We start from the raw sequence: 23,339 nt of genomic DNA on the forward strand, positions 1-23,339 counted from the left end.
GGGAGCAAGGGTTAGATCATGATATTTTGATTCAGATTGAGAGTTTATATATCTATTTTTATCATTGTCATTGGGTAAAGTGAAGGTTTGTGTATGGCAGAAATGGTTATTGTTACTATTTACAACATTCAAAGAATTTGGAGATGATTTAATCTTCATTCTTTCTATGGTAGAACGAAAATTAGATTTTCTTATTTCTTCCCCAAAAGCATCCGATAAAAGCTTCCATAATTTAGCACCTTCCTCTCTAATATGAGTCTCACTGCGGTGATATTCGTTACCTATTTCTTGATAACTCTGTCCTTGCCAACTCCCTTCAAAAATAGCCTTCTGGATAGTATTTAGCGGCTTTTTATCTCGCTCAATAAGGCGTTCGTCAATCAGTTGTAAAACTTCCGTGATATTCATACAATCGACACAGCAAAAGATTTTTGGGTATTATAGCCCAACTAAATCCCACTTTTTCCAATTTTCAGAAAAATTTACCCGACAAAACTCCCGATAAAATCCGATGTTTAGGGGGTGTCACTTTTTGGAAGCGTTTGGCATGATGGAATGTAGTTAAGCAAAACAGACCTAAAACTAACCATATCTAACTCAGCGACGCTAGTTCTAAGTATTATTGCTTATGTCTCAGTTTAACGTAGGTATTTTATGACGAAGTTCGTTTTAGACAAATATGCGCTCGATTCTAAAAAATCAGAAGCTAAGGCAAAAATCGTCGGTTCATTGGGTTCAAATGCCTCAATTTCAGGGGATCAGATAGAAGTCCCCAGTTATGACGCGAGTAAAGTGGTTCAGATTTTAAGTCAAGTTGGCATCAAGTATTCGGGGGGGTAGAAGGATTGTAAAATTTTATGATTCTGATTCTCTCTGTTAAAAGATTAGTTTAATTAACCTATGGAATTCGAAATTGTCAAAGAGAGTGAGCCATCGAAGGAAAATGACCAGAATATTGCTCTTGTGGAAGATCCAAAGTGGACTCTTGAAGAAATTGCACTTTCAAAAAGTACGCTGGAACAAATTGACGAAATGATTGCTTACATACAAAATAAGGACAAACTTTTAAGTGAATGGCAATTTGAGCGGTTCCTCAAAACAGGAAGTGCTTTGAGCGTTAATTTTTTTGGTGTGCCTGGCACTGGCAAAAGTATTACGTCAGAAGCAATCGCTCACAAACTAGGGATGTCAATTATCAGAGTTAATTATGGAGAAGTAGAATCATCTCTTGTCGGTGGAACATCAGAAAATCTAGTTTCGATATTTCAAAAAGCGGAGAAAAGTAATAGTTTACTATTTTTTGACGAAGCTGATTCTGTTTTGAGTCGAAGGATTGAGAATTTATCCCAAGCGGCTGATCACGGGGTTAATTCAGCAAAAAGTACATTACTGACTCTTCTAGACAAATTCGATGGAATTATCGTTTTCGCCACCAATCTTTTTGACAATTATGATGAGGCTTTTGTAAGAAGAATATTGTTTAATGTAGAATTCTTACCTCCCGATTTAGAAATGAGGCAACAGCTATGGAGATTTCATTTGTCTGAAAAAGTGCCTAGAGAAGTTAGCTATGATCGGTTGGCAATTCTTAGTGAAGGACTCTGTGGTGGTGATATTAGAAACATCACTATTAAACTAGGTCTAAGACTTCTAACTGGTAAAATTGAAACGATTAATGAGTCCTTAGTCAATGAGGAAATCAACCTCTATGTACAAGTAAAAAAACGACAGCATAGAGAGATAAAATTAGTGGAAAGTTCTACTAATACATCTGAAAATATACACGCTAATTTTGAGGAATAGAATTATTATGCCAATTCCAATAAGTACCTAGGCAAAATTAATTACATACTCGCCTCCAAAATTGTCCAGCACTTTTTTAACGTAAGCGAGGAGGCTCTTTCGGTCTTTATAGGCGCTAAATTCAATCCATTCATATTTTAAAAATCTCCATAATATTTCAATTAAATTTAAATGAGGTGAATAAGTGGGCAACCAAAATATTTTCAAGTTTTTCTTTTCCCATTCCTCAAGTTTCTCCATAAATGCCTCGCTGGTATGAATGGAAGCTTGGTCAATTATTATGACAGTTTTTTTCTGTATATTTTGGCAATATTTATCCAGAAAATTAATAACTATCTCGCTAGTAACCGTTCCGACCTGTGTCTCATAAAATAATTGATTATCTCGTTTCATTATTCCTAAAATATTTAGTCTTTTACCTTCAATTGGTGGTAACTTTATCGTGGTTTTTTCTTCTTGCCAAGCGTAAGGAATACAAGGCTTTGAATCCCATCCCATTTCATCCAAATATCCTATCTCAATCTCTCCTCTTTTTTCCTGTTTTTTTAGTTCTTCTAAAATAGGTAGTTTGACCTCAAGCTCCCACTCATCAGGGGTTTTGGCGACCCCTCTTCTCACCCTTTTCCACCTCATGTTGATTTTTTTTATGAGTCTTTTTATCGTGTCTTTGCTTACGGTTAATTTCCATTCTTCTACGATTTTTATCTGGATTTTTTTTAAGCTTTTCGGTTCTTCTTTTACCCAGTCAATAACTTGTTGACCTTGTGCTTCTGTCAATTTAGGTTTTCTCCCTCTTCCTCGACGATTATAAAAACCAATTAGTTTTCTATCTTCCCAGGCCGTCAACCAATTATAGATGGTCTTTCTCGTAACTCCAAATATTCCGCTCAATTCTTCTATCGTGGTTCCCTGAAAACTTAAGAGTATACATTTCGCTCGCTCTCTTACTTGATGATGTTTACTAGCTCGATAAATTCTCTCTAGCATTTTCTGGCTCTCGGGGTTTAGGTCTCTAATCAATCTCATTGTATTTTCCTGCTGCTTCGTTTTTTTATGTATTATACTTCTTAATTTTTTATTTGGGTAATTAATTTTGCATGACTACTTAATGTCCAGTCGGTTGCGAAAAGAAAGAAACTCTGTTTCCGATCTAAAGATACACTTGGTCTGTGTGACAAAATACAGAAGTAAGGTTTTTACTGGTAAAAGTCTGACTTTGATTGAAAAGTCTTTTAGGGAAGTTGCGGAAAAGATGAATTTTCAGATATTGGAATTTAACGGGGAGTCCGATCATGTACACGCATTGATTGAATACCCGCCGAAACTATCTATTTCTGTAATGGTCAATTCTTTAAAAGGAGTCTCTAGTCGTAGGTATGGACAAGCTGGATATCCTAAGCCATACGGGAAAGACGCTCTTTGGTCGCCCAGTTATTTTGTATCTTCTGTAGGAGGTGCGCCACTGGAAGTTCTTAAGTGCTACATTAAAAATCAGGAAAAGCCGTCGTAAAACGACGGGGTTTTAACCCAAATTTTCGATAAGTTGGGTACTATTTTTGTAGATAGTGCAGAAATCTACAGGAGCTCAAGTAATGAGTGAATCAGAAAGCAACAAGGTGCGTTACAAACCATAACGCACCAAAATTTTTATTAATCTCTAACAAAGATTACAGGGGTCGATAGACGCGATAATCGATATTGGGGAAAATATTGTCGATTTCCTCGACTTTTTCCAGCCAACCGGCATCAATCTTCTCGGATTTCACATCTTCATAGATTTTATTTAACCGCAGCAGGTGGGAACGAGTGCGCCGGACAGCATAGGGAACCATCGTACCGGTTCGCATAATAAACGCCCAATCAGAAGATTGTGCTAATAATAACTCCCGGGCCGCCTGATTTAAAGCCCGTTCCTGCAATTCATCCTCCGCTTCATGATGACTTAATTCAATCATCCGTTCTGTGCCTTTGTGTAGGTGAGGATAGATCCAAGCGTTAGTTTCATTCAGCCAGTATTCATGGAAACCCTTATAACCCCAACTGGATTGGGAAGGACGACAGACCTGCTGGGTCGGGTTAGACCGGAGATAATCGGCTAAATGGGTCATTTGGTAGATATTTTGGTCATACCAAGACTTGCGGAACAGAAAATCAATAAACCAGGGTCCCTCATACCACCAGTGACCGAATAACTCGGCATCGTAGGGAGAAACAACAAGGGGAGGACGGCCCATAATTCCGGCTAAACTCTCCACTTGCCGCTCGCGATTATACATAAAATTGCCCGCGTGTTCGGCGGCTTTTTCTTTGGCCCAGTAGGGGTCATAAAGCCCTTTTTCCGATAAACCACCGTCCCGGCTAGTAATTTTGTGGTATTTGATGCCTATATTCTTGCGTTGACCGTTGGGCATGATATAGGGCTTAATATACTCGTATTCCGCTTCCCAGCCCAAATCTTTATAGAATTCCCGATAGACCACATCCCCCGGATAACCAACTTGGGAAGACCAAACCTGTTGGGAAGATTCGTGGTCACGACCGAAAGCAGCCACCCCGGTTTCCGTGAAAATGGGCGCATAACTGCCGTAACGGGGGCGAGGACGACCGTAGAGAATACCGTGGCCATCGACGAGGAAGTAACGAATGCCCGCGTCGGCTAACATTCTTTCTACCCCTTCATAGTAGGCACATTCCGGCAACCAAATGCCCTTGGGACGACGACCGAAATTTTCTTCGTAGTGTTGACAGGCCACCTCAATTTGCGCCCACACCGCTTGTGGGTACATTTTCATCAGGGGCATATAACCATGGGTCGCACCACAGGTGATAATTTCTAGGTTATTACTGTCGAGGAATTGTTTAAAAGCTTTGACCAGATCTCGATCGTATTTTTCCCAAGTTTGTCGGATACTTTGGAAAGATTCAGCGTAATATTCGGCTAAGTAGCGAATATGGCCATTGTGTTGATTATGGTCGATTTCTTTAGCAATTAATTCTTCTAACTTACCTAAGTGTTCTTCATAACGCTCTTGCAGTAACGGATCCCGCAGCATCGACACCAAAGGCGGAGTCATGCTCATGGTCATTTTAAAATCGATACCGTCCCGCTTGAGACCTTCAAAAACTTGCAGCAGAGGGATGTAGGTTTCTGTGATTGCTTCGTATAACCATTCTTCTTCGAGGACGTAATCGCTTTCGGGATGGCGGACGAAAGGGAGATGAGCGTGGAGAACTAGGGCAACATAGCCAAAAGCCATAGGATTTCTTCTTAGAATTAAGGAATAAAACTTTAAGATTAGGTTGAGTAGATTTTATACTATCTTAAGCTTCTACAATAAAGAATATGATAAAAGTCGATCGATCGTCGATCGATCTCGTCAATCCCTAGGTTTACTAATTTTCCGATGCTCCCATCTAACGAGCCACTGACTGCTTTAGGGAGAGAGACGACAACGCCTCTCTCGATTCAACTTTTGCTGTTTGTTGATGACCGTCCCAGTTCTCAAGAAATTATCCGTCAAATTCAGTCCTATCTCCAGTCTTTAAAGTCTGATTACCCAATTGACTTGCAGATCATCGAAATTCGCCAGCAACCTCATTTAGTCGAACATTTTCGCCTTGTAGCTACCCCCGCCTTGGTCAAAATTGCCCCCGGCCCCCGCCATACCCTCGCGGGCAGTAATCTGGTGGAACAGTTTAAAGAATGGTTGGTACGCTGGCAAAAAGCGATTAAAGAGGAGGTCAAAAATCATCCCGCTGAGGATGCACAACTTCAAGAGGTGGAACATTCGGGCGAACTCATCCGCATCGCCGATGAGGTTTTTCGTCTCAAACAAGAAAAGGAAGAATTATTAGAACAATTAAAATTTAAAGACCAAATTTTGGCTATGTTAGCCCACGATTTACGCAGCCCTCTCACCGCCGCTTCCATCGCCGTGGAAACCCTAGAATTAGCCTATCATCAACCGGATACTGAGCGCAGTCTGCAATTACGAGAACAACTGCACCAACAGGCCCGCAAACAGTTTCGGATTATGAACCGTTTGATTACGGATATTCTGCAAGCTTCTAAGAGCATGGCGGCGCAATTCACTCTCCAACAGAGTAAATTTTATCTCCAATCCCTCTGTCAGGAAATTTTGTCTCAATTTACCGATACTTTTCAGGAAAAGACTTTAATTCTCCAAAGCGATATCCCCCAAGATCTGCCCCCCGTCTATGCTGATGAGGAGTTAATCCGACAGGTGATTATTAATCTCCTGGAGAATGGGATCAAATATACCCCCGCCGGCGGCGAAATTACCCTTTCTGTCCTCCATCGTACTACTCAAAAAGTACAGGTGAGCATCAGTGATACCGGCCCCGGCATCCCCGAAGAAAAACAAGAGCATATTTTTGAGGGTCATGTGCGTCTCAAACGGGATGAGGGTAAAGAAGGTTATGGCATCGGTTTATCGGTCTGTCGCAAGATTATTCGCGCCCACTACGGTCAAATTTGGGTGGATAGTGTCCCTGACCACGGCAGTAGTTTTCACTTCACCCTGCCAGTTTATCGCTAAAATGCTCCGCTAACCAATTATCAATGTCCCCTAAAACTAAGTCGGGGATTTCCCAGGGGAACAGATGGGCCGTATCTGGGTAACATTTCCACCGAGACAGTTTCAGTTTTTCGGCCGTTTCTTGGCTAGAGGCATTGGTAATATGGCGATCATTTGCCCCCGCCAGAACCAGGCAGGGAATTGTAACTTTGTCAAGAGATTTTAAACAATTGTAACCTTTTTTTAAAGCCCGATTTAAAGCGCGATCGGCAAATGGAGAAGTTTGTAAGTAGGCAGGAACAGCATCTTGAGCGAGATATTGATAGGCGATCGCTTGATGTTGTGAAAAAAGGTACTGAAACAGGGAACGACGAGCAAAAGTATCAATATTCCAACGCCATCCCGGTTTAATCTGATTGAGAATTGCCGCCATCCCCGTCAAAACTAAATCTGTGGTGGTGATAGGAGGATGACTACCCCAAGGCCGCGCAGCCGAGGCCACTAGAATTAAACCAGGAAAGCGATCGGGATGCCGCAATACTAATTCCAGTGCGATTATACCCCCCAAAGACCAACCGAGAATTAAACATTGCTGGATTTTTTGGCGATCGAGCAGCCCGATTAAATCCTCTAGATGTTCTTCTAGCTGAAAATCGCGGCGATAACGACTTTTACCGTAGCCGCGCAGATCCGGGGCCAGGGTTTGCCAGCGTTGGCAAAAATGATCGGTAAATACAGACATACTGGCTGCCGAACCGGGATGACCGTGCAGACAGAGGATCGGATAGCCATTACCTTTAATGTTAACGTTTAGAGCGATCGACATTGATCAGTTATCAGTTATCAGTTATCAGATTTGAGTTTTAAGTGAGCAGTATGTATTAAGCGAGCAGTATTAAATAGCAGTTTCCTGCTGTCTTTTCACTGTTCACTGTTTACTGATCACTGATTATTGACTAGGATATATGAGCGATCGAGTCTCTGGTAAGTCATACTAGAGAATAGGAGAGAGTTGGTCTAGAGGTTGCGGAATCATTTGATCAATGATTGCGAGGAAAGTCCGAACTCCCGAAAGACCACACTTGCTGGATAACGTCCAGTGCGCGCGAGCGTGAGGATAGTGCCACAGAAAAATACCGCCCCTTTTTTCAGTGATTAGTAAACAGTGATCAGTAAACAGTAACGAAAGTAAATTCACTGATAACTGATAACTTTCCACTGATAACTTTCCACTGATAACTGATAACTGATAACTGATAACTGATTGGGGGTAAGGGTGCAAAGGTGCGGTAAGAGCGCACCAGCAGTATCGAGAGGTACTGGCTCGGTAAACCCCGGTGGGGAGCAAGGTGGAGGGACAAAGGTTGGTCTTTTTCCTGTCCCGTTCTTAGGAACCGCTTGAGGTAATTGGTGACAATTATCCCAGATAGATAACCTCTATTCCAACAAAGGTAAAAGCGATTTTACTGCTGTTGGGAAATACAGAATTCGGCTTATGTCTGACTCTCTCCTTTATCAGTTATCAGTTATCAGTTATCAGTTATCAGTATTCTCCGAGTCAGTATTCAGGAGATAGGAGATTGCTTTGATTTATTCTCCCCATCTCCCCCCGCAACGCGCACGAAGTGGTCTCCCCACACCCCACTTCCCCACACCCCACACCCTACACCCTACACCCCACACCCCTGCTCCCCGCTCCCATGTCCTTAAGTGATCCGCGTCGCCAAAAACAATTAAAAACCCTAGTGGAAAAGCTGGGTTTATCGGCTGATGTCCCCGTCAAGTGGGATTTATTAGATTTAGCTCTAACTCATCCCAGTATTTCCCGTGATAAGAATTATGAACAATTGGAATTTGTGGGCGATTCTGTGGTAAGACTGGCGGCGGCGGAGGTATTGTTAGAAACCTATCCGGAGGCGCTAGTGGGAGAATTTGCCGCCCTGCGATCGATGATGGTTAGCGATCGCACTCTGGCGGAATTTGCGGATCGCTACGGTTTCGAGCGTTATTTGTTGGTATCAAGTAGTACGAGTATCGATCAAGCGGGGAGAATTTCGCGACTAGCAGACGCTTTTGAGGCGGTCTTGGGAGCATTATATCTTAGTACACAGACTATGGTTTTAGTGCGTTCTTGGCTAGATGAACCACTAAGGGAAAAAGCGGCCGAAATTCGTCGAGATCCGGCCCGACAGAATTATAAGGATGCCTTGCAGGAGTGGACACAAGCAACATACAAAAAACTGCCGCAATATTTAGTAAAAGAAATCAATAGTTTAGATCAAGAACGTTTTTGTGCGGAAGTGTGGTTAAATGATCAGAAATTAGGAGTGGGAACTGGCAGAAGCAAAAAAGCAGCGGAACAGGCAGCGGCTAAATCAGCTTTTCTAGAAGTGGTTAAAGGCTAAATGAAGATATTTTTGCCTAACGGACGAATTGCCAGAGGCGAATTTTAAAATCATAATTACCACTAGCCAAATACTGCCCATCGGGACTAAAAGCCAGGGATTCCACCCAGTCGGAATTATTATCAAACCAAGCTAACTGTTTACCCGTGGTCACATCCCATAAACGCACACCGTCATTACTGGCACTAGCGAGAATTTGTCCGTTAGGATGGAGTGCCAAGGAGCGAATTCGGGCCGTATGACCGATGAGAGTAAATAATAACTTATTATTGCTCGTATCCCAGATTTTAATCGTGCGGTCTAAACTACCCGTAATTAAATTTTTGCCGTCGGGACTGTATAAAAGCTTGCTAACCGCTTGGGGATGGGCGGAAAATTTCGACAAAAATTTGCCCTCGCGGATGTCCCAAAAATTTACCTCACCGTTTTCATGACCACTAGCAAGGGTGACACCATCGGACTTCATCCCTAGGGAATAAACAAAATTACCCACCCAATTTAAACGATAGAGGGGACGGCGGGGAGGTTGCACTGTCCAGAGGCGAATTCCTTCCAAACCACCACTAATTAACGTTTTACCATCGGGAGTAACCGTAAGGGCGAGGACAGTATTACCGTGTTCGAGGGCAATTCCTAAATACTTGCCTTCCAGCAGATTCCAAAAATTAATAGAACCATCTAAACCGCTACTAACTAATAATCTTTCGTTGGGACTAATGGCTAAAGCTTTGACGCTGGTTCTTTGGGCGCGAGTTTGGGAGACTTTTTCTCCTGTTTTTACCGACCAAATTCTCAGGAGAGGATCCGTATCACTACCACCAGCGAGAACTAATTGGTTATCGGGGCTGAAAATCACAGCATTAGGGGTGGATTGTTGCCCTTCTAAGGTTTTAGCGAGGGTAAGTCTGCCTAAACCTTCTACTAGGATAGTTTCTGGGGTTTTTTCGCCACTTTCAGCCGCGGGTTTAGGGGGGGCAATGGGACTTTGGGCCTGACTAAGCTGATGTTGCCCGATTGCCAGCGTGGTTAAGACACTGACCACAATTGCCCCGACAAGTTTCTCCCCACCCATAAATCGGAATTTCATAAATTTAGTTGAATATTAACAAATGAACCGTGCTATAGATTCTAGCCTTTGAGGGGATTGATTGCCAAGCAAGGTCAGATTTTTGAGCTAAGAAGGTCGATTTTTTTCGTTTTTCAGGGTTGGTAAAGCTACTTGACCCGATTGGGGCGGTAAATAATATCTCGCCGCTTCTTCTCTGTTGATTGCCTTGGTTTTTTGACTCTGTTGCCACCTAGCAAAGATAGCGATCGCCATAATCGTTGCCCCTAAAGATAGCAGTGTCCATCTTTGTCCTAGAACCCCGATGATGACATCTACTGCCGCTGCGGTAAAGATAAAGCTAGTTATTGGTTCTTGACGGTAAGCTTTCTTGAGAAAAGGCGGCCAGAGGAGATTACTCATTTTATCTATTATTTTTACGGTTTCGATAATTCCAGCTTATCCTATCACCCTGAAAAATGTTGTCGATCGAGGTGATGGGGGTTTTTCAGTAATCAGTAATCAGTAATCAGTAATCAGTAAGAAAAATAGTATTAGGGATTCTACTGCTGAACTGCAAATAATCAACACCAGAGGAGCCGATCCTTTAACAAATACAAAGAGACGATACCCCCTCAAAACCAGTTGATAGGATTATGGTAGTGACCGAAATCAACTTTTAAGAATCTATAATGGGCTTTATTGTCCATTATTATCTAATATAACGGCTTTAAAGCCTGTTATATGCACTTTTCCTCGGTATTATCATGGCCTATCCTCTCTACGTCGCTTTTATTTGGCATCAACACCAACCCCTCTACAAATCCTGTCAAACTCGCACCGATGCTTCGGGACAATATCGCTTACCCTGGGTGCGACTGCATGGGGTGAAAGATTATCTCGATTTAATCCTGATTCTAGAACGTTTTCCCAAATTACACCAAACTGTCAACCTTGTCCCCTCTTTAATCCTGCAATTAGAGGATTACGTCAACGGACTAGCTATAGACCCCTATCTTGCCCTCACCGTCACCCCAGAAGCGCAGTTAACCCTGGCACAAAAACACTTTATCCTCGAACACTTTTTCGATGCTAACCATCGTACCCTGATCGATCCGCACCCCCGTTACGGGCAATTATACGCACAGCGTCAAGAAAACGGTCATAGTTGGTGTATTAGCCATTGGCATCTCCAAGATTATAGCGATCTCTTGGCTTGGCATAACCTCGCTTGGATCGATCCTATCTTTCACAGTGACCCAGAAATCGCTGCCTGGTTAGAACAGGGAAAAAACTTCACTTTAAGCGATCGCCAGCGAATTATCTCCAAACAGCGTCAAATTCTGCGTCGTATCTTGCCGCAACACCGGTTAATGCAGGAAACCGGACAACTAGAAATCATGACCAGTCCCTACACCCATCCAATTTTACCCCTGCTGGCCAACTCGGAAGCCGGCCGGGTAGCAGTGCCGAATATGACCCTTCCTCGGCAATATTTCCACTATCCTGAAGATATTTCCCGCCATCTCCAGAAAGCTTGGCAAATCTATATCGATCGCTTTGATAAACATCCTCGAGGACTTTGGCCCTCGGAACAATCCGTTAGTCCCGCGATTCTCCCCGCTGTCGCTAAACAGGGTTTTCAGTGGTTATGTTCCGATGAGGGGGTGTTAGGTTGGTCTCTGGGACATTACTTTCATCGCGACGAAAAAGGCAATATTAGCGAACCAGAATTGCTTTATCGTCCCTACTGTCTGGAAACTAGCAACGGCAATTTATCGATGGTTTTCCGCGATCATCGTCTCTCGGATCTGATCGGATTTAGCTATAGTGGCATGAAAGCGCAAGAGGCCGCTACAGACTTAGTTAAACACCTAGAAGCGATCGCCGAACAACTGAAAACCAACGCAGAAACCACGACCCTAGAAAAACCCTGGTTAGTTACCATTGCGCTAGATGGCGAAAACTGCTGGGAAAACTATCATCAAGACGGTTTACCCTTCCTAGAGAATCTTTATCAACTTTTAAGCGACCACCAAGCGATCGAATTAGTCACCGTCTCCGAATATCTCGATCGCTTTCCCGCTAATGCAAAAATCCCTGTCAATCAACTTCATAGCGGCTCTTGGATCGATGCCAATTTTACCACTTGGATCGGCGATCCCGCTAAAAATAAAGCTTGGGAATATCTAATTTTAGCCCGTCAAACCCTCGCTAATCACCCAGAAGCGACGGAAGATAATAACCCCGATGCGTGGGAAGCATTGTATGCAGCGGAGGGTTCCGATTGGTTTTGGTGGTTTGGTTATGGCCATTCCTCCAATCATGACGCAATTTTTGACCAACTTTTCCGCGAACACCTGATCGCTCTTTATCAAGCTTTAAATGAGCCAATTCCCTCCTATTTGCTCGAACCGGTGGAAGAACACGGGGATAAACAAAGTAATCGTCCACTGGCTTTCATTCACCCCATTATCGACGGTTTTGGGGACGAACAGGATTGGGATAAAGCCGGACGGATCGAAATTGGCGGCGCCAGTGGTACAATGCACCGGACTTCCTTAGTACAAAGACTCTTTTTCGGTTGGGATCACCTCAATTTTTATCTGCGTTTCGATTGGAAACCGGGGGCAGAATTAGGCAAAGATATCCCGCCTGAAGTGCATTTATATTGGTATTATGACGAAGTGCATCGTCTGCAAAGTCCAATTCCCTTAGCAGATATTCCCCCTCGATCGCCCCTCGATTACGGTTATCATCATCATCTAGGAATAAATTTAATCACGGAATTTACTTGGTTAGAAGTCGCTCAAGAATATTTTACTTGGCAGCGAGTTCCTAGTAGTGCCAAAGCTTCTTTTAATCAATGTTTGGAAATTGCTGTCCCCTGGGAAGGATTACACATTGAACCCGATGCTCGTCTCCATTTAATCGCAGTTTTAGCCAATCAAGGTCAATACTATGATTTCCTCCCCGTTGAAGAATTAATCTTCCTGCAAAGACCTTAAATCAGTGATCAGTTATCAGTAATCAGTAATCAGTAATCAGTAATCAGTTTTTTAGTTATCAGCTAGAATCATACTAAATCCGTTGAGTATAGGCTACATATCAGGATAGGCAAGAGGCAAAAGAGGAAATATAGCGTTTCCTGTTCGCAAGAGGTACACTATCGATGTTGAAAAGCTTAATTAGCAAAGGTTTAAGTGTGCCACACAGGTGTGAGAACCGCTATAGATAATCAGTCTTTAATAACCAGATTTAGTATTAAACGCTATCCTTGGGGAAATGGATGCGGATTACTGGCAAATTCACCACATCTGTGCAGCGGGAAATTAGCTATATAGTCCCATGATCTAGCTTTTTCAGGGCGCTGAGAGCATGGAGACGGACGATCCCTTCCCCATCGGCTGCTAAAGTCAGCAAAATACTTTTATTATCCCGATCTAATTCTCCTAAAGCGATCGCTAGAGACTGTTTAACTCCTGTATCACCGAGGATCGCGGGATGGGAGTGATAAAAATTACCGAGAATTTCCCCTGCTTGTTGGCGTAATTTCTGGCAGGTTTGCCGGCCGAGAATAGCGATAATTTCCCGACAAATCAAGACATTTTCGCTATATAAAGCTTTTTCTAAGTAATTTAAAGCTTCCTCATCCTCGATCCAGCCTAATGCTCGCACTACAGTTAATTTTAAACTATCGGGAGTTAAGGAAGATTGCAGGAGTGGATTTAAAGCTTTGGCTGAGGTTGCTGTGCCGATACGACCGAGAGCGATCGCCGTTTCTTGACAGATCTCGAGGTGGATATCGAATAACAGCGGTTGCAGATGGTTAACTAAATCTGCTTGGGGATAATTCGTCCCTAGGTAACTACTAGCTTTAATTGCTTCCCGTCGCACCTCGATGGCCGGATCCTGTAAAGCATCGAGGATAATCGCAGTAATCTGGGGATGGTGAAAACTGCTTAAAGCTTCGATCGCCATGGACCGAATGGCACTAGATTGATCCTTAACTACGGTTAAAAGCGGTTCGATAATTTCCGGCCGGCGAATTTGTGATAAAGCTTGTACGGCTAAAAAACGCCTGTTCGAGTCGGACAGTAATTGTTCTAAACTGGAGATGGCAGAACTGCCGATATTAGCTAAAGCGGCCGCAGCCATTTGGCTGATTTCCTCCTCCTCCGATTTTTGCAATAATTGACTGAGAGCGAGAATACAGGCTCGATCGTCAAATTGACTGAGAATTCTCGCCAGAAACCAGCGCATTTCCCCATCTTGTTCCTCGGATTCTAACAGGGCAATTAAAGGAGCGATCGCTGGTTTGCCGATTTGGGGAAATAGTTTAGCTATCTCCCATCGCTGTTGAAAATCACATTTTTGTAAAGCTTCTAGGGCTAAATCGAGGATTTCATCGTTAATAATCGGTTCAATCGCATCTTTTTGGTTTAAAAGTCGCTGTATGCTGGCGTTTACTGTCTCCCAGTCTTTTTTATTCAACGCTATCTGAGCTTTTTCTAGCAGAGCTTGCATCGTGAGAAATGGCCTCGATTTTCGTGCTACCTATCCCAAGAATGTCAGACTTTCTCGCTTTTGTCCTCTCTTCTATGCAAGAAACCGATAATAAATCTCAAAATTGTGCATCAGACTTCAGTTTATCCTTAATTCTCTCGGGATAACCGAACAGAAAAGTATATGCTAGGCTACATTTAATCTAACCAAACCAAGAGAGCCGAGTTTTTTGTTGGAAGTGAAACTGCCTCATCCTGAAAGTACCATCATAGATGATCACAAACTAACTGGTTATTCCCTAAATCTAAATCATGCCGATGGACGGCATAAAGCCCGTGTTTTTAAATCGGCCTTAAACTTAGATATTGATGACGTTCAATTTCTTAAAAACGCACTCTTAGAAGCCGTTAAAACCTATGATGCTATTCCCGATAAAATCAATCAATATGGCCAAAAGTATATTATTGACTTTCCCCTGAATCATCAAAACAAAACGGCTATTATTCACAGTGTTTGGATAATCAGAAACGAGGAAAATTTTCCCCGTTTAGTTACTTGTTATGTACTTTAAGGAGATAATGAAATGAAACTCTTAGATGTGGTTGCTTTATTAGAAGACTTACCCCAATTGGGATTATATCGCGGGCAAGTGGGAACAATTGTAGAAGTCTATGAGCCAAATGTTTTTGAAGTTGAATTTAGCGATACTTCTGGCCTTGCTTATGCTATCGAAATCTTACAAGAAAATCAATTAATGTTATTACATCATTCTCCCTTAGAATCCCAAAAATTAACCGCTAAGTAGCGTTTGCTGTTGACTATCTAAATCACTCGTTAAGACTGTCTATGAGAGGGGAAAAGGGAGCTTTTTTTCAGTGTTGCCAAAGGCACGGCGTAGCCGTCCAGTAAACAGTAATCGGTGAACTGAAAACTCACATCTGATAACTGATAACTGATCACTGATCACTGACTTGTGAGGGCGCATCAGCGATCGCACAGTAGGGACGACTATAACAAAGGGGTATTTCCAGGTCGTGTTCTTCCAAAAATTCCCGATTACTTAAAATCTTAGCGGTTTCTCCCTCTGCCACCACCTGACCACGACTTAAAACCACTGTGCGATCGCATAGTTCTAAAGCCAGATCGAGATCATGGGTGGCGATCACTTGGGTTTGGGGTAAAGTGGCCAACAGTTGTATTAATTGCCGACGGGATCGGGGATCCAGTTGGGCGCTAGGTTCATCAAAAACCAAGACCTGCGGCAACATGGCTAAAACCCCCGCAATCGCCACGCGTTTTTTTTCACCCCCCGATAGATTCTGACTGTTTCTCTTACCGTAATGTTTGGAATCCAATCCCACCGCGTGTAAAGCATGATGACAGCGATGGTTTAAATCCTCTCCGCGAATTCCCTGATTCATCGGTCCAAAAGTCACATCTTCCCAGACAGTGGGCATAAATAGCTGATCGTCGGGGTTTTGGAAGACTAAACCGACAAAATTGCGGATATTTTCTAAATTCTCCGGTTTAACTTGGTAGGGACCGACGGTGATTCTACCGGTTTGTGGCGGGAGAATACCGTTAAAATGCAGTAATAAGGTGGATTTTCCCGATCCATTGGCCCCGACCAAAGCGACCTTTTCCGTAGCTTCAATGGCTAAATTAATACCTTTTAACGCTTCTGTGCCGTCAGGATAGGTATAAACTAGGTTTTCAATAAAAATCGGGTTGTGGTGCATGAAAAACGAGACTTTTACCTGAGTAGATGTACCATTTGACCCCAGAGGATCAGAATTACTATGCAAATTATAGCGAGATAATCTTTCAGCTTGCTTTGGGGAACCTGTACAGAGGGCAAGGAACCGGTGTAACCCCTCGATAACATGGCTTGATAAATGCGATCGCCACGTTCGTAGGTACGGATAAATAAAGCGCCGATCATGTGTCCCACTAGCAGCCGTTGCCATCGGGGACTACTCATTAAATTGCGCGCAATTGCTGCCCTTCGCATGGAATTAAATTCAGCGATCAAAACAGCTAGATAACGGTACATAGAAGCCAAAATTGCCACCAATAAAGGGGGAGTTTTCAGGGTAACTAATGCTTGCAACAGGTCGGGAATTGCTGTCGTTAAAACCAGAATATTGACCGTACAAAGACAGAGAAAAGCTTTTAGGGCGACACTGCCTAAAACTAGCAATCCCTCGCTAGTTATCCGCAAAAATCCCCAAGACCAAAGAATTTCGCCGCCATCACGAAAAAGAGTTCCCAATAAAACCACACCGATAAAGACAAATTCGATCGCTACTCTTTGTAAAAGTACGGGAATAGCCACCCGACTGATCAGAATTAAAATAATTAATCCTAATCCGTAAATCCCCCAAGTTTCCCAGCTACCATTCGGCGTTAAGGCTGTGGCAAAAACTAACAAAAGAGTAACTAAAACCCGGGTATGGGGCGCGAGTCTCTGCCAAAAACCGAAATTTTGGCACTCATTTTCGCAAGAAAAAGTAGCAATATGTAGCATTTATTCAGTTATCAGTTATCAGTTATCAGTTAGAAAGGGGATTTAGGGATTTAGGGGTTTAGGGGTTTAGGGGTTTAGGGGTTTAGGGAAATTTCAGCTAAATGCCCCACTTCCCCACTTGCCCACGTCCCCACGTCCCCACGTCTCGACTCCTTACTCCTGATTTTGGGATTTTGCAATCACTAATTTACCGATACCCCAAGCGATGCCGAAAGTGGCAAGAGTTCCCAGAAAACCGGCGAGGGGAGTGGCGACACCTTCGGGAACACCTTTGAGGGCATAACCATCAAAAATTCGGGCGAAAGGTAATTGACTACCTAGGGCGTTAGGGTCTTCTTTTTTGCTAAATTGCAAGTCTTCCGCCACTCGATCGAGTCCGTCGGGATCGGGACTGGCAAAGGGAGAAAGAAAAACGGCGATAATTAGGGAACATACTAGGCCAATCAGAAAAAATTGGCTATTTCTGCGAATATTCATGGGCTAATCTTTATTAAACCTCTTGCATAATTAATTTTTGAGGGTTCAAAAACGGTAAAAATAAGGATTAAATTGCATAAAATCCTTAAATAGACCATTTAATTGATTATTATTCATTCTTAATTCTCCTGACGACCGACTCCTGACTCCTGACCCTAACAACAATTTTTGATTTTTACAAGAGGTCTAATGACGTTTCACGGTTTGGGACTTTCAACGGGACTGCCATCGGCAATATCTAACTCGATATTCGGACCGCGATCAAGAACCTCCACATCCCATTGTCCCCGACGAGCGGACTCAAAGACAAGATAACGACCATCGGGACTAAGACGGGGATTTCGCAACCAACCGCGATAATTTTGACTCAATAACTCAGAACGATCGGTAATGCGGTCATATAAAGCGATGACGGGACGACCCTCAATAATCACCACATAAGCCAGATAACGCCCCGTTTGGCTTAAACTGGGGCTATCGGTAATTTCTTGACCCGTATATAATCCCCCTAGGGCTTGGTATTGTTTTGTCTGCAAATCATAAAGCAGCATCTGATTACTACCGCGACGATTAGACAGCAAAGCAAGCCAACGACCATCACCGCTCAGGGCGGGTTTTTCGTCATTATAGCGACTATTTAGGGTTCCTGTAGAAAAACCGGGGTTATTGAGATTACAACCGCCTATAACCCCTAAAAACAAGCAGATAAACAGTAAAAAGGGAGCTTTGGTCATCGGACCTACTCCTTAATAATCAAACCTAGTCGGATTATCATTACTCGACTCCCGTTCACTATTATCCGGTCTCTCCCAATCTTCTCGATCGCTCGTATCGCTAGGATCGATCGGTTGATAATCGACGTATTCCCCTTTAAATGGCGGATCATCCTCAATTATTGGGCGAGGACGACGTTTTTGGCTAGTGCGGGGCGGTTTACTGCTCGTCTCTTCACTAGCGGGACGACGACGGGGACGGGGACTGGTTTCTTCCCAATCATCACCGCTACGGCGCTGATCATAAACATCTCGAGCGCTAGTGGGGGAACTATTGCGGGGACGACGATTAGCCGTTTGGCGACTGCTAGGATCGGCCGGCCGACGGGTGCGGGTGCTGCGGGGTTCCTCGTCCTGATAACTAGAAGTGCGGGAAGAGCGGGGATCATCGTAACCGCGTAAACGGGGATTATCTTCGTAACGTTCCTCTGGTTCGTAGGTGTCGAGGGGTTCTAATTCGGCCCGATATTCCCGACTCACAGGACGTTCATCCACAAAAGACGTGCCGCGGCGGGCCTGTTCCGTGGTTAAACCCCGCAATTTTACCGTCTCGAAGGCAAAAAACACCGCTGCCCCGGTCAGCAAAAATTGTCCGAATTGCAAAATCGGATCCAGTCGCCACCCTTGAAAAAGTAGAATTAAACCGCACAGTAAACCAACGGCGGCAAAAAATATATCATGATCCCTAGAAAGTTCCGGCCGCACCGAGCGCAGGAAGTATAATCCCGCTCCAGCCACTGCCAGAAAAATTCCTAAGATACTGGCCGAATTCAGCCCAAAATTGACCATCTTTATCTCCCTTCTCGGTGCTTAAATTCAAGAATCGAGTCTTTATCTATCGCCGTCAGTTTTCAGCAGCAATCCTGCTGTTTTTAACTCAAGGAGTCGATCTATATCCTAACCCCCAAGTCTAGCACTATATCTATCATCCTCGATTCTAACTTACTCGATCGAGCCTAGCTCACACAACTATTGTTGAGGAAGTGGGGAAGTGGGGAGACCACTTCGTGCGCGTTGCGGGGGGAAGTGGGGAAGTGGGGAGATTTTATCAGTGAACAGTGAACAGTAAACAGTGAACTGAAAACTCACATCTGATAACTCACATCTGATAACTGATAACTGATAACTGATAAGGCTGAGATTTTAACAAAATCTTTAGGAATTGCCCATTGACAGGATTGACTAAATGTGATGTGTAGGTTTCGGGCATTTTAACGTGATTTCTTGATCACTTTTGAGCGATCGCTATCGTTGGGAAGTTAATCGCCGAAAGTCTGAAAGGAGGGATTTTCATTGATGCACATCATGGTTAATTTGTCAAGTACCTAAGTCCTAATCTTAATAAGATTCAGACAGAAATTTTTCTGTCATATCATAAAATTAACTTAACCTAGACAAGAGGGAATTAGCATAGAATGTGATTATAATTCAGGCTAAACATATAGTCTGTTTGTATTCATAGTCCATTCAATCCATAGAATAAGGTGTGAGGATTGACCCATGTCAAAACTATTCAAGAATTTAGTAAAGGTAACTCCTTTAGTATTAGGTGCTTCCGTAGCGGCTGCTGGCAGCGCAGTGGCTCAAACTATGCCTGGTACACCTCAACTCAAGGTTGATCCAGTAGCGCAACAACAACTCGATCGCATTCAACGCGCCCAAAATAGTCAGCAGATTAATACGGGTGTTTATCAGGGTTCCATGTCCCAGGTGACTAGCGTTAACCAACTGCGGGACGTATCTCCCACCGCTTGGGCCTACGAGGCATTAAGAAGTCTTGTGGAACGTTACGGTTGTATCGTTGGTTATCCCGACCGTACCTTCCGTGGTGATCGCGCCACCACTCGTTGGGAATTTGCCGCAGGTTTAAACGCTTGTTTAAACGTCATGGAACGTTTAATTCAAGATGGTGTCGGGGTACTCAGAGAAGATATCGATAAATTAAAACGTCTTGTTCAAGAATTTGAAAGCGAACTAGCGGCTTTAGGGGCTAGAGTAGATAACCTTGAACAGCGCGTTGCTTTCTTGGAAAACAATCAATTTTCCACCACCACCAAACTCAGAGGTGAGGTAATCTTCAGTGTCGCCGATAGCTTCGGTGGTCGAGCTGCCATTAGAAATACCAACGGTACGGTAACTGGTGCCAGCAATCAAGATGAAAGTCAAACAGTATTTAATAATCGGGTTCGTCTCAACTTTGAAACCAGCTTCACCGGTAAAGATTTGTTAAGAACCCGTTTACAAGCGGGTAACTTTAACAACACTTTTAACCAAAGTGGTCCGACGAGAACCAACATGACCCGTCTAGCATACGATAATGGTCGTGACAACGATGTCACCATCGATGACTTGTTCTACCGCGCTCCCATCGATACTCCCTTCGGTAAAATCACCGTTTGGGTTGGTGCTAACGAGTTAAACCTAGATGACGTTTTCATCACTACTAACCCCTTCCTCGCCGATAGCGGTACAGGTGCTTTGTCTCGCGGTCAACGCTACAATAACATCGTCTTCCGCGGTCCCGATGGTGTTGGTGCGGCGGTCAGATTTAATATCGGGGATGTTTTCCAAGTCACAGGAACCTACCTAGCTAGTGGTGGGACTGATGGAGCCAGCAATCCTAACCCCGGTAGCGGTTTATTTAACGGTTCCTACAGTGCTGGCGCTCAGGTTGGTTTCTCCTTCATCAAATTTGCCGATATTAACTTCGTCTATGTTCGCAGTTATCAAACTGCGGATAGTATGAGTTCTGGTTTATTCGGTAACGTCAGCAGCCCTCTGACTGAGCGTCCCTTCGGTAACGTTGCTACTGTAGCCGACCGTTTCGGTCTTCAAGCGAGCGCCCAGGTTATCCCTGGAGTCTTAAATCTAGGGGCATGGGGGGGTTATGCCAATGCCTCGGCCACGGGAGTTAATGCTGCGATCGGAGACAATAACACTGGTATCTGGTCTTGGAACCTTAATCTTTCCGTCCTCGACCTCTTTGCCGAAGGTGCGGCCTTCTCTTTAGGTGGTGGTCAAGTACCCCGTTCCGATAAAGAAAGCAGCACCTCTTACATGGTAGAAGCCCAGTATAAGTTCCCAGTCACCAAAAACATCCTGATTACCCCCGGTGCCTACGCGGTCTTCAACGGTAACAACGAAGGTAACGCCATTTTGGTCGGTGTCATCCGGACAACTTTCCGCTTCTAAGCTGAGTTGACGGACTTGAAAAAACGGTGGGATTTGTAGATCTCACCGTTTTTTTACTTTTAACTTTTCACTGGATATAGCCATTTATGAGAAGATGATCGGAGCGTCCCAAACGCTGCTATATTTACTTCGCCTATTTAGTTGCTTATCTATGCACTCTCTGTCTTTCCCCCGTCGCACTAAAATTGTGGCCACGATTGGCCCAGCCTCGCAAAATAAGGAAACATTACGTCAGATGATCAAGGCGGGGGCGACGACATTTAGATTAAACTTTTCCCATGGCGATCACGATTACCATCGTCACAGCATTAACCTGATCCGTCAGTTAGCCTTTGAACTCAATCAACCGATTGGCATCCTTCAGGATCTACAGGGGCCAAAAATTCGCTTAGGTAAATTTGCCTGTGGGTCGATTACCCTGAAACCGGGGGAACCCTTTATCCTTACTTCTAGGGATGTGGAATGTAATCAGGAAATAAGTTCCATTAGCTATCCCTCTCTGGCCCAAGAAGTCCCAGAAGGTTCCAGAATTCTCCTCGATGATGGTAAAGTCGAAATGCGGGTGGAATCAGTGGATCGCCTGAAAGGTGATCTTTCCTGTCGCGTGGTGGTTGGGGGTGTCTTATCCAGTAATAAAGGGGTAAATTTTCCCAACGTCTATCTGTCGGTGAAAGCTTTAACCGATAAGGACAAAAAAGATTTAATGTTCGGACTGCTGTGGGATGTGGATTGGATCGCCCTCAGTTTTGTGCGTAATCCCCAAGATATCCTCGAAATTAAAGAATTAATCGCCAGTGCGGGTAAATCTATCCCCGTGATCGCTAAAATTGAAAAACACGAAGCGATCGAGGAAATGGAGGCAATTTTATCCCTCTGTGATGGTGTTATGGTGGCCAGGGGAGATTTAGGAGTAGAATTACCAGCCGAAGACGTGCCAATCCTGCAAAAACGCCTGATTAATACCGCTAATCAGCTAGGCATCCCGATTATCACCGCCACTCAAATGCTTGACAGTATGGCCAGTAATCCTCGTCCCACCCGCGCCGAGGTTTCTGACGTAGCTAATGCGATTTTAGATGGCACTGACGCGGTCATGCTTTCCAATGAAACGGCTGTGGGTCATTATCCCATCGAAGCGGTGGCAACGATGGCCCGCATTGCCGAAAGGATCGAACGGGAACAGATCAATAGTGCCGCTCGCTCTAACAATAAACAATCGATTCCTAACGCTATTTCCTCGGCAGTTAGTCAAATTGCCGAACAATTGGGGGCAGCGGCAATTATTACCCTGACAAAAACCGGCTCTACTGCCCGTAATGTCTCCCGATTTCGCCCCAAAACCCCGATTTTAGCCGTTACTCCCCATCGAGAAGTGGCACAGCAGTTACAGCTAGTTTGGGGCGTAAAACCGATGTTATTACTCGATTTACCCTCCACCAGCCAAACTTTTCAAGTGGCGATGAATCTTGCCCAGGAAAATAACCTCCTCGCGGATGGTGATTTAGTGGTGATGACGGCGGGAACTCTGCAAGGGGTGGCCGGTTCCACGGATTTAATTAAGGTGGAAGTGGTAAAATCCCTTTTGGGCAAGGGTACGGGTATCGGCCAGGGTGTGGCTAGTGGCCGGGCGCGAGTGGCCCATAATGCCCGAGAAGTGGGTAGTTTTAGTAACGGGGAGATTTTAGTCGTTCCCACCACCAGCGCCGAATATGTGGATATGATGCGGAAAGCTGGCGGAATTATCACCGAAGATACCGCGATGAATAATCACGCCGCTACTATCGGTTTAAAATTGGGTATTCCTGTGATTGTCGGGGTTAAAGATGCCACGAAAATTATCCGCGAAGGGGTGATCATTAGTCTCGATGCTCAACGGGGTTTGATTTATTCTGGTATTGGCAAGGGTGCGGCAACTATGAAAAACTGAGTCGGTCGTCAGTATTCTCCGAGTCAGGAGTCAGGAGACACGAGACACGAGACAGGAGACAGGAGACAGGAGACAGGTTTTATTTATTCTCCCCATCCCCCCACACCCCACACCCCACACCCCACACCCCACACCCCACACCCCAC

Annotated in this window: 22 protein-coding genes and 1 other RNA gene; 11 read left to right on the plus strand and 12 right to left on the minus strand. The window is 44.1% G+C overall.

All coding sequences use genetic code 11. The features are described 5' to 3' along the window. Positions 1–408: helix-turn-helix domain-containing protein (locus PX636_RS01555; RefSeq protein WP_502882837.1), on the minus strand; the 408-nt coding region annotated here is incomplete at its 3' end. A gap of 246 nt (positions 409–654) precedes the next feature. Between PX636_RS01555 and PX636_RS22535 the strand changes: the two genes are divergently transcribed. Next, a complete protein-coding gene (locus tag PX636_RS22535) occupies positions 655–840 on the plus strand; it encodes a hypothetical protein (RefSeq protein WP_002754073.1) in 186 nt (61 codons plus the stop codon). Positions 841–900: 60 nt separating this feature from the next. After that, entirely contained in the window at positions 901–1,803 is a 903-nt protein-coding gene (locus PX636_RS01560) for an ATP-binding protein (RefSeq protein ID WP_149975842.1), read from the plus strand. 27 nt (positions 1,804–1,830) lie between these two features. Here PX636_RS01560 and PX636_RS01565 read toward each other — a convergent pair whose 3' ends face one another. Beyond that, complete coding sequence (locus PX636_RS01565) at positions 1,831–2,829, minus strand: IS630-like element ISMae24 family transposase (RefSeq protein ID WP_052275630.1); 999 nt, start codon at positions 2,827–2,829, stop codon at positions 1,831–1,833. 82 nt (positions 2,830–2,911) lie between these two features. On the opposite strand from PX636_RS01565, the gene tnpA reads away from it, so the two are divergent. After that, entirely contained in the window at positions 2,912–3,313 is a 402-nt protein-coding gene (gene tnpA, locus PX636_RS01570) for an IS200/IS605 family transposase (protein WP_288116011.1), read from the plus strand. 157 nt (positions 3,314–3,470) lie between these two features. Here tnpA and PX636_RS01575 read toward each other — a convergent pair whose 3' ends face one another. Further along, on the minus strand, positions 3,471–5,060 hold the full coding sequence (locus tag PX636_RS01575; RefSeq protein WP_002796661.1) for a glycoside hydrolase family 57 protein: 1,590 nt from the start codon (positions 5,058–5,060) through the stop codon (positions 3,471–3,473). A 147-nt stretch (positions 5,061–5,207) separates the two neighbouring features. On the opposite strand from PX636_RS01575, the gene PX636_RS01580 reads away from it, so the two are divergent. Next, the gene (locus PX636_RS01580) at positions 5,208–6,362 is read left to right on the plus strand and encodes a histidine kinase (RefSeq protein ID WP_288116012.1); all 1,155 of its coding nucleotides are present in this window, start codon (positions 5,208–5,210) and stop codon (positions 6,360–6,362) included. On the opposite strand, the gene PX636_RS01585 is transcribed toward PX636_RS01580, so the two are convergent. Continuing rightward, on the minus strand, positions 6,340–7,167 hold the full coding sequence (locus PX636_RS01585; protein ID WP_288116013.1) for an alpha/beta fold hydrolase: 828 nt from the start codon (positions 7,165–7,167) through the stop codon (positions 6,340–6,342). The genes PX636_RS01580 and PX636_RS01585 overlap by 23 nt on opposite strands. 182 nt (positions 7,168–7,349) lie before the next feature. Here PX636_RS01585 and rnpB point away from each other — a divergent pair. Both rnpB and rnc read left to right on the plus strand, forming a co-directional pair. Continuing rightward, positions 7,350–7,852: RNase P RNA component class A (rnpB, locus tag PX636_RS01590), an RNA gene on the plus strand. Between the two features lie 189 nt (positions 7,853–8,041). Beyond that, the gene (gene rnc / locus PX636_RS01595) at positions 8,042–8,746 is read left to right on the plus strand and encodes a ribonuclease III (RefSeq protein ID WP_002796657.1); all 705 of its coding nucleotides are present in this window, start codon (positions 8,042–8,044) and stop codon (positions 8,744–8,746) included. 16 nt (positions 8,747–8,762) lie between these two features. Here rnc and PX636_RS01600 read toward each other — a convergent pair whose 3' ends face one another. Both PX636_RS01600 and PX636_RS01605 read right to left on the minus strand, forming a co-directional pair. After that, positions 8,763–9,833, minus strand: coding sequence for a WD40 repeat domain-containing protein (locus PX636_RS01600; RefSeq protein ID WP_288116014.1), 1,071 nt, complete (start codon positions 9,831–9,833; stop codon positions 8,763–8,765). 87 nt (positions 9,834–9,920) lie between these two features. Further along, complete coding sequence (locus PX636_RS01605) at positions 9,921–10,214, minus strand: hypothetical protein (protein ID WP_288116015.1); 294 nt, start codon at positions 10,212–10,214, stop codon at positions 9,921–9,923. A gap of 344 nt (positions 10,215–10,558) precedes the next feature. Between PX636_RS01605 and PX636_RS01610 the strand changes: the two genes are divergently transcribed. Then, a complete protein-coding gene (locus tag PX636_RS01610; RefSeq protein WP_002796654.1) occupies positions 10,559–12,799 on the plus strand; it encodes a glycoside hydrolase in 2,241 nt (746 codons plus the stop codon). A gap of 328 nt (positions 12,800–13,127) precedes the next feature. Here the strand turns inward: PX636_RS01610 and PX636_RS01615 are convergent, their stop codons facing one another. Further along, complete coding sequence (locus tag PX636_RS01615; RefSeq protein WP_288116016.1) at positions 13,128–14,318, minus strand: HEAT repeat domain-containing protein; 1,191 nt, start codon at positions 14,316–14,318, stop codon at positions 13,128–13,130. 217 nt (positions 14,319–14,535) lie between these two features. Here PX636_RS01615 and PX636_RS01620 point away from each other — a divergent pair, with 217 nt between their 5' ends. Together PX636_RS01620 and PX636_RS01625 are read left to right on the plus strand one after the other, a co-directional pair. Further along, positions 14,536–14,868 (plus strand): DUF6883 domain-containing protein, encoded by a 333-nt coding sequence (locus tag PX636_RS01620; protein ID WP_043999330.1) that lies wholly within the window; start codon positions 14,536–14,538, stop codon positions 14,866–14,868. Between the two features lie 12 nt (positions 14,869–14,880). Next, positions 14,881–15,102 (plus strand): DUF4926 domain-containing protein, encoded by a 222-nt coding sequence (locus PX636_RS01625; protein WP_002761801.1) that lies wholly within the window; start codon positions 14,881–14,883, stop codon positions 15,100–15,102. Between the two features lie 151 nt (positions 15,103–15,253). On the opposite strand, the gene PX636_RS01630 is transcribed toward PX636_RS01625, so the two are convergent. The 5 genes from PX636_RS01630 to PX636_RS01650 form a co-directional block, all read right to left on the minus strand. Continuing rightward, entirely contained in the window at positions 15,254–16,036 is a 783-nt protein-coding gene (locus PX636_RS01630) for an energy-coupling factor ABC transporter ATP-binding protein (RefSeq protein WP_288116017.1), read from the minus strand. A 14-nt stretch (positions 16,037–16,050) separates the two neighbouring features. Further along, positions 16,051–16,824 carry a cobalt ECF transporter T component CbiQ gene (cbiQ, locus tag PX636_RS01635; RefSeq protein WP_002796649.1) on the minus strand — a complete coding sequence of 258 codons (774 nt, stop codon included), beginning with the start codon at positions 16,822–16,824 and terminating at the stop codon, positions 16,051–16,053. Between the two features lie 153 nt (positions 16,825–16,977). Beyond that, complete coding sequence (locus tag PX636_RS01640; RefSeq protein ID WP_002796648.1) at positions 16,978–17,301, minus strand: PDGLE domain-containing protein; 324 nt, start codon at positions 17,299–17,301, stop codon at positions 16,978–16,980. Between the two features lie 197 nt (positions 17,302–17,498). Further along, positions 17,499–18,035, minus strand: a complete 537-nt coding sequence (locus PX636_RS01645) for a TolB family protein (protein ID WP_002761945.1) — start codon at positions 18,033–18,035, stop codon at positions 17,499–17,501. A gap of 12 nt (positions 18,036–18,047) precedes the next feature. Then, entirely contained in the window at positions 18,048–18,863 is an 816-nt protein-coding gene (locus PX636_RS01650; protein WP_288116018.1) for a Ycf66 family protein, read from the minus strand. A 711-nt stretch (positions 18,864–19,574) separates the two neighbouring features. Here PX636_RS01650 and PX636_RS01655 point away from each other — a divergent pair. Both PX636_RS01655 and pyk read left to right on the plus strand, forming a co-directional pair. Continuing rightward, a complete protein-coding gene (locus tag PX636_RS01655; protein WP_288116019.1) occupies positions 19,575–21,266 on the plus strand; it encodes an iron uptake porin in 1,692 nt (563 codons plus the stop codon). A 151-nt stretch (positions 21,267–21,417) separates the two neighbouring features. Further along, positions 21,418–23,193, plus strand: coding sequence for a pyruvate kinase (gene pyk, locus PX636_RS01660; RefSeq protein WP_002798912.1), 1,776 nt, complete (start codon positions 21,418–21,420; stop codon positions 23,191–23,193). Positions 23,194–23,339 lie beyond the last annotated feature (146 nt).

Source organism: Microcystis sp. M53598_WE2 (assembly GCF_030067735.1).
Classification (GTDB): Bacteria; Cyanobacteriota; Cyanobacteriia; order Cyanobacteriales; family Microcystaceae; genus Microcystis; species Microcystis aeruginosa.